Below are 13,515 nucleotides of genomic sequence, written 5' to 3'. Positions count from 1 at the left end.
CTTTTTTGGAATAGAAAGCGTACACCCAATGAGTCCTACCCCGCGATTCGATCCGGCATCCCTTCTCTAGAACCAGGACTGACTGGAAGCACATCCATAATATACCCCATAAAACGCCCTTGTGAACAAAGTTTTTCACAAGAAGCAGTTCCCGCAAGGAACATTCCAACGTGGAATACGTCACATCAGGTTTTCTGCTTAGCCTGCTTCCACAGCTGCTGCAGGCCTTCCAGACCAAATTCGGGTAGGGCCTTCCCCTGCTCGCGGGCAAGGCGTTCCACCTCGCGGAAACGCTTCTCGAACTTCGCATTTGCGCGGCGGAGTGCCACGTCGGCATTGAACCCGCTATGGCGCGCCACGTTCACGAGACAGAACATGATATCGCCGAACTCGTCTTCCAGGCGGTCGGTATTCGCATTTTCGGAAGTGACCTTCTCCATCTCGGCACGAAATTCCGCGAATTCCTCCTGAGCCTTGTCGAATACGGGAGCGGATTCGCCCCAGTCAAAACCCACTTTCGCCACCCTGCGGATGATATCCTGCGTGCGGGCGAGCGTCGGCATGCTCTTGCTTACCTTATCCATAACGGACTTGCCGGCATCCTTCTGGTGCAGCGCTTCCTGGGCCTTGATCTTTTCCCAGCGTCGGCTGACTTCACCTGCCGTATCCACCTGCGCGTCGCCAAAAACATGCGGATGCCTGCGAATCATCTTCTCGCAGATTCCCTGAACAACATCATCGATGTTGAAGTCGCCACTCTCCTTCATGACCTGCGCATGGAAAACCACCTGCAGCAGCACGTCACCCAGTTCCTCGCACATGTGAGCCTTGTCGCCTTCCATCGCGGCATCGATAAACTCGCTGCTTTCTTCTACCAGGTACGGCAAGAGCGTGTGCGTATCCTGAGCGCGGTCCCACGGGCATCCATCTTCGGCACGGAGACGCTTGAGAATGTTGACCAAATCATCGAACGTGTACTTCATGGCTATAAAGATAGAAATGTGCGCGGCCACCCCGCAGAATTATCAATCATCCATCATCAATCATCAATTATTTTAACTATATTATTCGCGGGCCTAGGCTAAATACAGGTACCGGACTTTCCGGACCCGGGCGATTGCCACAAACGTTTATCAAAAAACGCGCGGCATGTTCCTTATAGCGCTTTCACTGGATAAGCCATGAAAGACACAAGTATTTACCGCATCGAGGCAGGGGATTTTCCGCTCCTGCTCGACAGTTCCACACACAAACCCGAATTCATCTACGCAAGGGGAACGCTCCCTCCCCCGACATCGCCGGAAAGTGACGCCAGCAAGACTCCCGTGGGGATTGCGATGGTCGGCACCCGCAGGCCAGGCAACAACGCTCGCGAACTCTGCAAGCGGCTCGTATTCTCGCTCAAGGGGACGCATGCCATCGTCATCTCGGGACTCGCGCAGGGCATCGACAGCCTGTGCCACGAAGCGGCACTCGAAGCGGGCATCCCGACTATCGCAGTCCTCGCGCAGGGACTGGACACGAGGATCGAGGGAAGCCGCGGGGACCTCGCCAAGCGCATCTTGGATGCAGGCGGAGCACTCGTAAGCCAGTTCGAACCCGACGTAGTCGCATACAAGAGCAATTTCCCTGCAAGGAACAGGATTATCGCAGGCCTCAGCAGGGCAACCGTCATTGTCCAGAGCAAGAAAAAAGGAGGGGCACTGCTTACTGCGGAATTCGCGCGCAAGGATTCGCGGGATCTGTTCGCCGTTCCCGGAGATTTCGACAGCGAAGTGGCGAGCGGCGCGAACGACTTGCTCGACAGGGGCATCGCCAAGCCGATATTCCGGCCCGAAAGTTTATGTACCGCACTCGGGCTCCCCAAGAGCGGGGGCATCAGTTTCGAGGAACTCTCGCTTGCAGGCTGCAACCTGAGCGACGAAACCAAAAAGTTCTTTTTGAAGGTTAACGGATTCCGCAAAACATTTTCTGAACTTCAATCGGAATCTGGCCTTGACGTGAATCAACTTTTAACTATATTGACGGAACTAGAAATGGCTGGACTTGCCTACACCGAAGACAACTTCAGTTTCCATTTCAACGGAGCCACCTGATGCACAAGAGAATCTACATCTTTATACTCGCCTTCCTGTTCTTCATAGGCGTTCTTGTGCTGCAGTTGTTCTTCAGCAAGGGCAACCTCTTCGAGCAAAAAAAGATTGAGCACCTGATAACGGAATACGAGTACAAGGTAGATTCGCTCAAGGGCATCATCGATGACTACAAGTCCGAAATTGAACGCCTCCAGAACGACTCGCTCTACAAGGAAGAAATACTCCGCACCAAGTACGGCATGAGCCGCGAAGGCGAGAAAGTTTTCCAGATGGTAAAATAGGCGCGCAGGGTATCTAGCGCGAACGGCTACGCCATCTTCGATGCGTCGGTGGTATTGGTCGCATCGACCTTGCCCGCAAAGAAGCTGTAGGCCGCAGGAACCACAAACAGAGAAAGGAACGTGGCAAACGTGAGGCCACCCGCAATGGCGATGCCCATCGCGATGCGGCTCGGGGTGCCGGTCATGATGAGCGGCACCGCGCCCAATACTGTGGAAAGGCTCGTCATGAGGATTGGGCGGAAGCGGCGTTCTGCCGCTAGCCGAGCCGCCTCAAGCTTGCTGCACCCGGTATTCGCCGCAATCTGGTTTGCAAATTCCACAATCAATATGCCGTTCTTCGTCACGAGCGCGATAAGCAATATAAGCGCAATCTCGCTAAAGATATTGAGCGTCTGGCCGGTAATGAACAGGCAGGCGAGCGCGCCCGCAAGTGCGAGAGGCACCGTAAAGAATATCACAAAGGGAGCGCGGAAACTTTCGAACTGCCCCGCAAGTACGAGGAACACAAGCGCAAGCGCCAGCAGGAACACGATGTAGAGCCCGCTGGAACTTTCCTCGAACTCCTTCGACGACCCGCTCAATGCGGTACTCACGCTCGGGTAATCCTTCAGGAGGTGCTTCGCAATCCGGCGCATCTCCTCCACGCCGTCGCCAATCGTCTTCCCGGGAACAAGGCCCGCCTGGATGGTGGCGGCAGAGAATCGGTTGAATCGCGGGAGCGACGGCGATGCGGACTGCTCGCTGAACGTAATGAAGTTATCGAGACTCACGAGTTCGCCCTTCGCGTTCTTGACCGTGAGCATCGCGATGTTTTCAGGCATGCTCCTGTACTGGTAACCCACCGCACCGATGATATCGTACTGGCGACCGTCCTTGTAGAACTCGCCATAGCTCTGGTCGCTTATCGCAAGTTGCACCGCCTGCGCGATGTCGTTCACCGAAACTCCTTCCTCGTTCGCCTTGTCGCGCAGAATCTCGATATGCAGTTCGGGCTTCGTGAACCTCAGGTTCGTATTCACCACGCTGAACACCGGGCTCTTGCTCGCCTCTTCCTCGAACTTGGGCACGAGCGTGCGCAAGATTTCAATATTCGGGGCCTGCAACACGAACTGCACCGGAAGTCCACCGCGCTGCGTGCTGATGCTCTGCGGTTCAAAAACCATCACGCGCAAATCGGGGTATTCGTTACCGAGCACCTGAATGCTGCGGGCGATTTCGCTCTGCGGGCGGCGCGCCTTCTTGTCGTCGTTCAGGAATATGCGCATTCTGGAGTTGCCCGCGTTCCACGCGCCCGCCTGGATTTCGGTGTACTCGTTAGAATCCATGAGCGCAATCACCTCTTCGGCAAAGGCGTCGGCCATGCGCTTGGTGCGCGTGAGCGTCACACCTTCGGGCATGTTCAGGTTCACCATGACCGCGTTGGAGTCTTCCGTCGGGGCCATCTCGCTACTCATGTTGTTGAAGCAGAGGTACGCAATAGCCAGGAGCCCCGCCACTACTGGGAAAAGCAAGAATCGCAACTTGAGAAACAGCCCAAGAAGCACGGCATAAATGCGGTTGAGCCCGTCGAAGAACGGCTCGGTAACGCGGAAGAACCAGCCCTGCTTTTGGCGGCTCAGGAACTTGGAGCAGAGCATCGGCGAGAGTGTAAGCGCACAGAGCGTCGAGAGGAACACCGTACCGATCATCACCGCCACGAACTCGCGGAAAAGGAGACCCGTAGTACCGCCCAGCGCAAGCACCGGCACAAACACCGCCATCAAGACGACCGAGGTCGCAATCACCGCGAAGAAAATTTCGTTTGTACCCGCGACCGCCGCCTGCTTGGGAGTCATACCGCGTTCAATCTTGTGGTAGATGTTTTCCACAATCACGATGGCATCGTCCACCACGAGGCCAATCGCCAAGACCATCGCAAGCAGGGTCAGCACGTTGATACTGAACCCGCACAGGTACAGCACGAAGAAGCTTCCGATAACGGCCACCGGCACCACCACCATCGGAATGAGCGTCGTGCGGGCCTGGCGCAGGAAGGCAAAGATAATCGCAATCACCAGCAGGAACGCGATGAAGATGGTCTCCACCACTTCCTTGATGGAAGCGCGAATGTTGATGGAGGTATCGCGCCCGTAAAGCACCTGCACGCCCTCGGGAATCTCGCGGCGGATATCCTCCACACGCTTGTAGAACTCGTTCGCGATTTCCACGTGGTTAGAGCCCGGCTGTGCCATCAGGGCGAGCGTGATGGAGTTCTTGCCGTTACGGCGGAAACCAGTACGCGTGTCCTTCGGTTCGTAATGGATATCCGCCACATCGGAAATGCGGATGACCGTGCCGTCGGCAGCCGTCTTTACCGCAATGTTCTCGAACGCTTTCGGGTCCAGAATGCGACCCAGCGTGCGGATAGAAAGCGTCGTCTCGCTACCCTCGATAGAACCGGAGGGCAGTTCCAGGTTGCCGCGTTTGAGCGCTGCCGACATCTCGGCTCCCGAAACGCCAAGTGCCTGCAGGCGCACCGGATCAATCCACAGGCGCACCGTCGGGCGCTTTTCGCCCCAGATGGCAACTTCAGACACCCCGTTGATGGTCTGCAGGCGTTCCTTCACAAAGTTGTTCGCGATTTCGGAAACTTCCATCGGGTCGAGTTTTTCGCTAACGAGGCTCACCATCAAAATCGGGTCGTTGTCGCTATCGGACTTGTAGACCGTCGGCTCGTCCACATCGTCGGGGAGTCTGCGGCGCACGCGGCTCACGCGGTCGCGGATTTCGTTCGCGGCCGCCTCCAAGTCCATTCCCGTTTCAAACTCGATGTTGATGAACGAGAATCCGTCTCGGCTCGTGGAGGTAAGCGCCTTGATGCCCGACGCACTGTTGATGGACGCTTCCAAGATTTCGGTGACTTCGGCCTCCACCACCGCGGCGTTAGCGCCCGGGTACGAGGTACGCACCTGAATCAAGGGATAGTCGACGTTCGGGTATTCGCGCACGCCCAAGTTGCTTGCACCAAAAGCACCGAGCAAGATGATGACAAGCGCCATCACCGTCATGAGTACCGGACGACGTACGGAAAGGTTCGCGACACTCATCCGCGTTTACTCCACTTCGTAATCGGTGTTGTGGCGGATTTCACGGATGCGCACAGAGATGCCTTCGCGCAGGCTAATGAGGCCCGAAGTAATCACGGTATCGCCCTCGTCGAGCCCTCCGGTCACATCGACCGTAATCGGCGTGCGGAGCCCGGTCTGTACGTGCTTGATTTTCGCCTTCCCGCCCGTAGCCACGAACACGTAGGCGCCATCCTTGTCCAGCGTGAACGCCTCGGCCGGAATCGGGATGCTCTTTGCGACTCCCGCCTGCATAGTCACATTCACCTTCGCGTAAGAACCCGCAAGGAGTTCGCCCCCTGCGTTATTGACTTCCACCAGCACCTGGCGGGTACGGCTACTTTCCGAAAGTCCCGCTTCCAGGGCCTTCACCTTGCCGCTTGCAGAAATATTGCGTTCCTCGTCCTTGAGTTCCACGGCATCGCCCGGCTTGAGGGCCGATGCATAGCGCTGCGGGAGGGCGAATTTCGCCTTCAACTTCTTCACTTCGCTGAGAGTCGCGACCGAGGTCCCGGTCGTGAGCCACGCGCCCACCGAAACGTTCACGAAACCGAGCTTGCCAGCGAACGGGGCACGAACTTCGGTCTTCGCAATCTGCGCCCTGATGAGTTCCACCGACGCTTCCGCAGACTTGAGCGACGCTTCCGCCGCTTCCATGTCGGCCTTCGTCGCACCATCCTTCTCGTAGAGCCCCTTCGCGCGGTCGTACTTCTGCTGGGCGAGCTGCTTGTTCGATTCCGCCTGCTTGAGCTGCGCCCTGAGTTCGGAATCGTCAATCTTTGCAAGGAGCGTGCCCTTCTGCACCTGGGCGCCGTCCTTCGCATAAAGGTTCATGAGCCTGCCAGACGTTGCAGCAGTGAGTTCAACACTGTTGAGAGGTTCGAGCGTCGCCATCGCAGAGAACGTCTTGCCGCCCTCGTGGGCTTCGGCAATATAGCCTTCCACGGCAATCTCGCGTGCAGGCCTGCCTCCCGGTCCGCCTTTCCCGCTCGGGCCACCCTTGCCCGGAGCACCGGCACCCTTCGCACCGCTCGCAGCGGAATCTTCGCCACCGCAGGCGGCAAGGAAAAGGGCTACAAAAACGAATACAATAAACTTTTTCACGCCATTTAGATGCATAGAGGGTATCAATTGGTTGCAAAATCTAGAAAAAAACAAAACCTCGCCCCTAATTCCACCCGAATTCCGAGCGTATCCACGCGGTCAGGCTTTGGGCATCCGCAGCGGCCTCTTCCCTTGTCGGGTGATAGTAAACGTTATACGCAGACTCTCCATGCGGGTCAAACGAGAACCTGTACAATTCATCAACACCCTCGCCTTCGAGAATCGCCTTCGCGGTGTCCAGGTACTGGCGGCATTTCACCATGTAATCCCCGGTAAGCATCGGGCCATCCAGCAAGACAATCCTTGCCTCCGGATGGTAAGAACGTATCTTTCGGATAAAGTTTACGGTCGCGTTCACAAATCGGGTAGAATCAATCATCCTGCTTGCAAAATCGTTCGTGCCCAGGTTTACCACGACAATATCGGGATGCCACAAGCTATGGTCCCATGCAACCGCATCGAGCGACAGCGTCGCCGTCCTGTTATACACAACCGGAAGAGCAAGGGCCGTAGAACCATCGTAATTGAGATAGACCCCGTGACCGCCGCTACAGATGTTATGTTCCTCCGCATGTAGCATCTTTGCCGTCTGCCCTGCATAACTGTAGTATGAGCTTTCAAAATACAGATCAAATTCCTGCCCCGGCACAGGCATCAGCACATCGCAACCGCAGGCAATAGAATTCCCGACAAACTCAATCCGGCGCTCCGGCCTAGCGGGCAACAAATCCTTCTCCGCACGGCCCAGCACCCGCATTCCATACACGCGCCAGTCACCAAAGTTGCTGCCAGTCCTTTTATACAAAGTAACGACATGTTCGCCATAGGGCAGGTCCGAAACTACAGGTACAGATACAGGCTCGTTCAGCGAATCTTCCTCGGAATAGGTAAGCTTTATCAGGGAGGATGGGTCTTCTTCCCCATCCACAAAGACATCGAGATAGACGATATTGTTTGTCCAGCCCTTCATCTCCAGGGCGGTTCCGCGAAAGGCAATCGTAACGGAAGACGCCGACCACGAAAGAATCAGGAAGTCGCCTTTTTCGTAATTGGTGCGCCCGGAAATCTGCAATACGTCCGAATCATAAGGGACCCAAGTCCATTCCAGCACGGGAACATCGGTAGAATCTTCTGAATAGGAAACACTGTTGCTGCAAGAAGCTAGGCAAAGGGAACAGAGCAACGCCATGACGAGAATATTCTTCACCGCGATACCCCGCAACCACAGCCTAGAACTTCACGTTCATCAGGATTCCGCCGCCGTCTTCCAGAAACTCGGGCGCAAATTCCATCCGCTGCGAAAAGGACCTGGACGATGTCGCCCGGTAGACGCGCATCACGTCAAGAATCGAGACCACGCGGTTGAGCACCAGCGCGCCGACAGAAACCTGGAACACGATACGACTCACGCGGAAATGGCGCAGGCGGCTCTTGTACTCCTCGATACGCTCGGTCGATTCGGGATTGTCGCTCGAGCCCCAGTCCCACTGGATGCTCTCGCTATATTCGTCGTCAATCGCCTTGCCCGCACGGATCATCGCCTGGTTGTAGTCCTCGTCCATATCGGGAGAGGAGTTCTGGCCGGCGACTCCCCCGCGGCTGCGGTAGTCGCCCACCGTATTGAGGAGAGAAACATCCTTGCTATCCGTAGTGAGCCCCGCATGGCGCACCGCGTAGCCGTGCGCCGACGTGATGTAGCGCTCGCCAATGAAATACGACCCGATTGCCGTAAGCCAGAGGGCGGCATCAGTCCACACGAACGGCTTGACCAGCGTGCGCTCGTCCAAGTAAAGTTCGCCCATACCGGGTAGCAAGGCCGACGCCCCGAGCGCAAGCCAGAGGCTCTTGTCCTGGTTCTTGCTCACGTTCTCGTCGACGGTAATAACTACCTGCGAAAAGGCTGAGACCGCAACCAGAAGAATGACCATCAAAAGGCGCATCTAGAATCCCCAACTAGCCTGCACGCCCACGTCGAGCCCGTTAAAGATGCTCACGTAGCTATCGAAGTGAAGGCGGTCATACCACGAAAGTTCCTCGGAGTAGAGCGTCTTGTTGTGAGCATTCGCCGTAAACGCGGCGTCGATGGCCGAAACAATGTGGTTGAGGATAAGCCCGCCGAAGAACCACACCTGCAAATCGGCGTAGTCGTTCGCCTTGCTGCGCATGGAGCGGTACTCGTCCATGTTCGAGGATTTCGCGAGCGGCACAATTCCGTCGGAAGGCTCGTCGTCCTCGAGTTCGAGGTTCATGGCAACCGCCGGTTCTTCCACATCGTCCCAACCGAGCACGTAAGCCCTGTCCGCAATCTGCTGGTAGACCGCAGAACCATCATAGAACGAACCGACCGACTCGATTTCGTTCTCGAGCGACGTGGGGTTGCCCACAGAGAAGCGGTCGTAATGGCTCTTGTCGTTGTAGAAAAGCCTGTTCGCCGTATAGCAACCCGCCGAAGACGCGTTGCCGTAGATGGCCTCGCAGAAACTTTCACGACTATTCATGTAGCGGGTCTCGAAGCGGGATTCTTCCGTCTCGTCAGAAAGCTGGCCCACAAGTTCACGCATGCCCGCCTCGTAACGGCCAATGGAATAGTGTTCCCTGGCAAACTTCTTGTACTTCTTGACCTGGTCGTTGTACTTGTACACCGAGAAATAGGCCCAACTGCCCCACAGGGCTGCTTCGAGCGCAAGGTAAGCACCACCGCGCACATACGTGAACGTAGAACCGCCCACATACAGCTGGCCGGAACCCGGCACCACAAGCGACATGAACAGCGCCTTGCGCGGGCTCTTGTAACGGCCCTTCATATCGTCGATGCCATAGACCTTCGAAACCTTCACCGGGCCAAGCAGGTCGCGGCGGCTCATAGAACTAGAAGAGATATCCGGTGCGGGCTGTTCGGAACTGCTGGAGCTGAGGGCTGCAAGCGAGTCGCGGATGCGGTTCTCTTCGGAAAGCCGCCTCATCTCGGCAGCATAGGCCTCTTCGGGAGTCATCGGCTTCGCGGAATCAGCAATAGCGGAATCGCCGGCAGCGGAATCGGCAACAGTGGTGTCGGCCGGAGCAGTCGTATCCGCGACGGCAGGGGCGGCAGTATCGGCAACAGCGGGGGCTGCGGTATCAGCCGGAGCCACAGAACTTGAAGAAGCAACTACAGAAGAACTGCTCGCCACGCTCGAACTGGAGGGCGCCACAGAACTCGAAGACAGCGCTGCACTAGAAGCAGGTGCGACGCTACTGCTGGAAACAGCCGCCGAACTGGACGAAACAACCGTCTCGCTCGACTGGGCAGCCTCGGCTTCCGCCTCGAACTCCGCAAAAAGGTCACGCGGCTGCGCAAAGGACTGCACCGCCAGAAGACCGGCAAAACATGCCACTAAATGAAACTTATGCATACGGTTATTAAAATAGCAAAAATCGCCCCCGCAGAGGGGGCGACTTTCTAAAGTTCAGTTGTAGCCGGAATTACTTCGCGGCGACCACCCAAACCTTGACCTGTGCTTCGACATCGCCGAACACCTTGATGGTGACGGTGAACACGCCGACCTGCTTGATAGGTTCAGCAAGTTCGACCTGAGCACGGGTAACCTTGACACCGGCCTTAGTGATGGCGTCGGCAATGTCACCAGCGGTCACAGAACCGTAGAGACGATCGCCTTCGACAACGCGGCGTTCGAGGTTGACAGAAATCTGAGAAAGCTTGGCAGCGACGTCACCAGCGGCGGCGAGTTCCTTCTGGAACTGAGCTTCGAGAGCAGCGCGGTTGGTTTCAATCTGGAGCTTGGCTTCCTTGGTTGCACGGACAGCGAGCTTGCGCGGGAAGAGGAAGTTACGAGCGTAACCGTCCTTAACCTTCACGACGTCGAGCATCTTGCCCAAGTGAGGAACGTTGGCCTTAAGAATAATTTCCATAGTCTAGTTCCTCCTTAGCGCAGACTGTCCGAAACGAACGGGAGAATGGCCATCTGACGGGCACGCTTGATAGCCTCGTTCAGCATACGCTGGTACTTGGCAGAGGTGCCGGAGATGCGGCGCGGGATGATCTTGCCACGTTCAGAGATGAAGCGACGGAGAGTCTTCTCGTCCTTGTAGTCAATGAACTTGACGTTGTTTTCCGTGAACCAGCAAGTCTTCTTGCGGCGGACACGGGTAGCCTGCTTCTTATCTTCAAAAGCCATTATTCAGCCTCCCCTTCTTCTGCGTCAACCGGGATGATTTCCTCGGTAGACTGAGCCATGTCCTTGTTGTAGACAATTTCGCTCATCGGATAATCAGCGAGAGTCATCCAGCGGAGGACGTTTTCGTTAAGCTTGAGAGCGGCTTCCACAGCGGCGACCACAGCGGCTTCTGCCTTGTAGTAGAAGATCACGTAGTAACCGTGCTGGCGCTTGTTGATGGTGTAAGCGAGCTTGCGCTTGCCCCAGTCGTCACGGCGGAGAATTTCGCCGTTGCCGTCGGTGATGCTCTTGCCAATCGTCTCGACTTCGGCATTGATAGCGTCGTCAGAGATCATAGCGTCGATGATCACCATCGTTTCGTATTGTCTCATAATGAGTCCCTTTGGTCTATCGCCCGGGTACCGACATTGGCTCCGGGAGGGTTCCGATTATAAAATCGGTGTGCCAAATATAGAAAAAGGGGCTTTTTTGTCAATTCCTGCGGAAAAGATACATGCCAGGAGCGGCATTTTGGGGCACGGACCGCCCATTGAGGTCGAACTTTGCCGGTTTCGAGGGGAAAACACCCCTGTACGTGTAGGGGGAACGGCGGATGCCGGTCGTACCGCCCGCAAACGAGCCATACGGGTCGATTTCGCGGATACTTACATACTTGTATTCGCCCTGGACCACGTTGTTCGTGCTGCCGTCGGTACGCATCAGGGCAATTCCCCCGCCCTTGATGATAGGCGCGAAGGCATCCTCGAGCCCGTTGTAGTCCTTGCAGCCATCGATGGTCGCTGCCCCGCCAGAAGCCCCCGACCAGTCCTTCCCCCCGTCGAGCGCCTCGCCTACCTTCTCCCACTTGGCGTTTGCAGGCTCGCCGTTCGAGGTCGAGTCAATGTAGAGTTCCAGACGGACAGATGTCCTAGATTCGTCGGGACTACCATTGTCCGGGTACGCACTGTTGTACACTATAAACTTCATGCCTATCCAGCGGTCGGTCGGGAGTTTCGCGCCACCCCAAAGAGGCGTCTGCTTGCCCACAACGCCCTCGCTCTGGTAGTAGCTGCCGGGGTGCTTCCATTCCTTCTCGAAATCCCACTTGCCATCGTGCCTAAAGCGCGCATAGTATGTATTTGCATCGCAGTTGTTGCCCCCGCCACTTGCATGCCCGAGCGCACCGCTCCGTACGCCCATCACCATGCCGCCGTAGTCGGGGCCGTTTGCAGATGCCTCGCCCCTGCGGTAGTAGGCGGTAAATTCCACATCGCGGTAGAACTGCTTCTTTGCCGCCCATTCCGTCTGGCTATTGATATGGAAGCGCGGGCCGGAGCTCATCATCTGCATCACGCCGTTGCCATCTATCTTAAAAAAGGGAGACGCATCACCCGCGCTTCGGTTGTCCGTCCACTCCAGCGCATCATCAGGGTCGCCGTCCCAGTCAATGCCGCGGGCATGCCCATTGTTCCAGTGGGCAGAATTCCACTCGACCGAGCCCTCCTTCGTGGGGTAGAACTTCTCGATGCCGAAGGTATCCTGCGGAACCTCGTCGTAGAGGGTTACCGCAAAAGCGAGTTGGCCTAGAAGGCCTACCGTAAACAGAAACGATTTCTTTCCAGCAAACACCATACCTTAAACACTCCTTTACGAGGAATATATCTTTTTTAGTTTCAAAACGGACCCACCCTAGAAGGCCAAGATTGCTTTTTTGTTAAATTTCCGCACATGATTAAGTCCGACAGGGTTATTGGCTACATTTCGCTCCTCGCGCTTATCGCCCTTTTTGCAGGCATCGCCTACGGCATGTTCGAGGCGCACGAGCACGTGACCTACAAGGCATACGTCGATTTTGACGAACTGGGCTCGCTGCAGCCCGAAGACCCAGTGGTCATCCGCGGCTATAACGTGGGCACTATCGGCAAGGTAACATGGCTGGGCGACCGTGCCCGCGTGGAAATCAAGTTCGACGAGCCCCGCACCATCCGCGAGGGAACGCAGTTCAACAACGTGAACTACGCCATCATGGGCCAGCGCAGGCTCGAGATTGTCCCGAACAAGCACGGCAAGGTGCTCCCGCAGGACTTTATCCACCAGGGAACGTTCGAGCCGGGTATCGCCGAGGCGCTCCGCTACATGGAAGACGTGAACGCGCAGATTACACGCGTCCGCGAGGTGATAATGCTTATCGCGAACGGGGATTCCACCCACCAGTCCGCGCAGGAACTCTACGAGAACGTGATGGGCACCATCGAGGGAATCCTCGAGAACGCCGACAAGACCATCGACAAGCTGAACCCCGCCATAAACGGCCTCGTGAAGCAGATAAACGAGGCGGGCAACACGGTAGCAACCATGGCAGACCAGGTCGATACCACGGTGAAAACGACGACTGACGCCCTGAACACCAAGATAGGCGAAGCCGAGAACGTCATCAAGTCCATCGCCGAGGGTACGGAAAAGGCCGAGAAGATGATTACCGACATCGAGAACTCCCCCGCCATGAACAAGCTCATCAATTCCACCGAAATCGTGGACAAGGTCGCAGACCTCACCAAAAAGATGAACGAACTCATCGCGGCCATCGACACGAAGGGAATCAAGATGTACGACGACCAGGGCAAGGAAGTGAAACTCTTTACCTGGAAGAACACGAACCTTATCGGCAAGACGGCCCGCGAGAAGGCGAAACTCCGCGCCGAGAAGGGCGAAGCACTGCCGGGTTCGGAAGAAGTCGAGGGCGAATAGCCCGAAAGCGCAAACCAACGGAAGCGCA

13 protein-coding genes are annotated in these 13,515 nt (G+C 56.4%); 3 read left to right on the top strand and 10 right to left on the bottom strand.

Going from position 1 to position 13,515, the window contains the following annotated elements; genetic code table 11:
- Positions 1-185: 185 nt before the first annotated feature.
- Positions 186-983, bottom strand: a complete 798-nt coding sequence (gene mazG, locus CRO08_RS03910; RefSeq protein ID WP_097035127.1) for a nucleoside triphosphate pyrophosphohydrolase — start codon at positions 981-983, stop codon at positions 186-188.
- A gap of 198 nt (positions 984-1,181) precedes the next feature.
- Here mazG and CRO08_RS03905 point away from each other — a divergent pair, with 198 nt between their 5' ends.
- A complete protein-coding gene (locus CRO08_RS03905) occupies positions 1,182-2,096 on the top strand; it encodes a DNA-processing protein DprA (RefSeq protein ID WP_097035126.1) in 915 nt (304 codons plus the stop codon).
- A complete protein-coding gene (locus tag CRO08_RS03900; RefSeq protein WP_072810073.1) occupies positions 2,096-2,377 on the top strand; it encodes a septum formation initiator family protein in 282 nt (93 codons plus the stop codon). The genes CRO08_RS03905 and CRO08_RS03900 overlap by 1 nt, the downstream gene beginning before the upstream one ends.
- 26 nt (positions 2,378-2,403) lie before the next feature.
- Here CRO08_RS03900 and CRO08_RS03895 read toward each other — a convergent pair whose 3' ends face one another.
- The 9 genes from CRO08_RS03895 to CRO08_RS03855 all read right to left on the bottom strand — a co-directional run bounded on the left by CRO08_RS03895 (position 2,404) and on the right by CRO08_RS03855 (position 12,371).
- Positions 2,404-5,463, bottom strand: a complete 3,060-nt coding sequence (locus CRO08_RS03895; RefSeq protein ID WP_097035125.1) for an efflux RND transporter permease subunit — start codon at positions 5,461-5,463, stop codon at positions 2,404-2,406.
- A 6-nt stretch (positions 5,464-5,469) separates the two neighbouring features.
- Positions 5,470-6,585, bottom strand: coding sequence for an efflux RND transporter periplasmic adaptor subunit (locus tag CRO08_RS03890; RefSeq protein ID WP_255252233.1), 1,116 nt, complete (start codon positions 6,583-6,585; stop codon positions 5,470-5,472).
- A gap of 64 nt (positions 6,586-6,649) precedes the next feature.
- Entirely contained in the window at positions 6,650-7,792 is a 1,143-nt protein-coding gene (locus CRO08_RS03885) for an SGNH/GDSL hydrolase family protein (protein ID WP_141398223.1), read from the bottom strand.
- 22 nt (positions 7,793-7,814) lie between these two features.
- Positions 7,815-8,525, bottom strand: coding sequence for a hypothetical protein (locus CRO08_RS03880; protein WP_097035122.1), 711 nt, complete (start codon positions 8,523-8,525; stop codon positions 7,815-7,817).
- Positions 8,526-9,977 carry a DUF5683 domain-containing protein gene (locus CRO08_RS03875; RefSeq protein WP_097035121.1) on the bottom strand — a complete coding sequence of 484 codons (1,452 nt, stop codon included), beginning with the start codon at positions 9,975-9,977 and terminating at the stop codon, positions 8,526-8,528.
- 70 nt (positions 9,978-10,047) lie between these two features.
- Positions 10,048-10,494, bottom strand: coding sequence for a 50S ribosomal protein L9 (rplI, locus tag CRO08_RS03870; RefSeq protein ID WP_097035120.1), 447 nt, complete (start codon positions 10,492-10,494; stop codon positions 10,048-10,050).
- A 14-nt stretch (positions 10,495-10,508) separates the two neighbouring features.
- A complete protein-coding gene (gene rpsR, locus CRO08_RS03865; protein WP_072810056.1) occupies positions 10,509-10,760 on the bottom strand; it encodes a 30S ribosomal protein S18 in 252 nt (83 codons plus the stop codon).
- Positions 10,760-11,131, bottom strand: a complete 372-nt coding sequence (rpsF, locus tag CRO08_RS03860; protein ID WP_097035119.1) for a 30S ribosomal protein S6 — start codon at positions 11,129-11,131, stop codon at positions 10,760-10,762. The genes rpsR and rpsF overlap by 1 nt, the downstream gene beginning before the upstream one ends.
- A gap of 100 nt (positions 11,132-11,231) precedes the next feature.
- Positions 11,232-12,371, bottom strand: a complete 1,140-nt coding sequence (locus tag CRO08_RS03855) for a hypothetical protein (RefSeq protein ID WP_097035118.1) — start codon at positions 12,369-12,371, stop codon at positions 11,232-11,234.
- Positions 12,372-12,467: 96 nt separating this feature from the next.
- On the opposite strand from CRO08_RS03855, the gene CRO08_RS03850 reads away from it, so the two are divergent.
- Positions 12,468-13,487 (top strand): MlaD family protein, encoded by a 1,020-nt coding sequence (locus CRO08_RS03850; protein ID WP_097035117.1) that lies wholly within the window; start codon positions 12,468-12,470, stop codon positions 13,485-13,487.
- Positions 13,488-13,515 lie beyond the last annotated feature (28 nt).

Origin of the sequence: Fibrobacter sp. UWT3 (assembly GCF_900230125.1) — a bacterium.
In the GTDB taxonomy this organism is placed as follows: domain Bacteria; phylum Fibrobacterota; class Fibrobacteria; order Fibrobacterales; family Fibrobacteraceae; genus Fibrobacter.
Note: the sequence above shows the minus strand (reverse complement) of the source record. Positions and strands in the feature narration are given on the sequence as shown.

Excerpts from the sequence above, each read along its gene's own strand:
- rpsR (WP_072810056.1), bottom strand. The coding sequence starts at position 10,760 with ATGGCTTTTGAAGATAAGAAGCAGGCTACCCGTGTCCGCCGCAAGAAG.
- rpsF (WP_097035119.1), bottom strand. The coding sequence starts at position 11,131 with ATGAGACAATACGAAACGATGGTGATCATCGACGCTATGATCTCTGAC.
- CRO08_RS03900 (WP_072810073.1), top strand. The coding sequence starts at position 2,096 with ATGCACAAGAGAATCTACATCTTTATACTCGCCTTCCTGTTCTTCATA.
- CRO08_RS03895 (WP_097035125.1), bottom strand. The coding sequence starts at position 5,463 with ATGAGTGTCGCGAACCTTTCCGTACGTCGTCCGGTACTCATGACGGTG.
- CRO08_RS03875 (WP_097035121.1), bottom strand. The coding sequence starts at position 9,977 with ATGCATAAGTTTCATTTAGTGGCATGTTTTGCCGGTCTTCTGGCGGTG.
- CRO08_RS03850 (WP_097035117.1), top strand. The coding sequence starts at position 12,468 with ATGATTAAGTCCGACAGGGTTATTGGCTACATTTCGCTCCTCGCGCTT.
- rplI (WP_097035120.1), bottom strand. The coding sequence starts at position 10,494 with ATGGAAATTATTCTTAAGGCCAACGTTCCTCACTTGGGCAAGATGCTC.
- CRO08_RS03855 (WP_097035118.1), bottom strand. The coding sequence starts at position 12,371 with ATGGTGTTTGCTGGAAAGAAATCGTTTCTGTTTACGGTAGGCCTTCTA.
- CRO08_RS03880 (WP_097035122.1), bottom strand. The coding sequence starts at position 8,525 with ATGCGCCTTTTGATGGTCATTCTTCTGGTTGCGGTCTCAGCCTTTTCG.
- CRO08_RS03905 (WP_097035126.1), top strand. The coding sequence starts at position 1,182 with ATGAAAGACACAAGTATTTACCGCATCGAGGCAGGGGATTTTCCGCTC.
- mazG (WP_097035127.1), bottom strand. The coding sequence starts at position 983 with ATGAAGTACACGTTCGATGATTTGGTCAACATTCTCAAGCGTCTCCGT.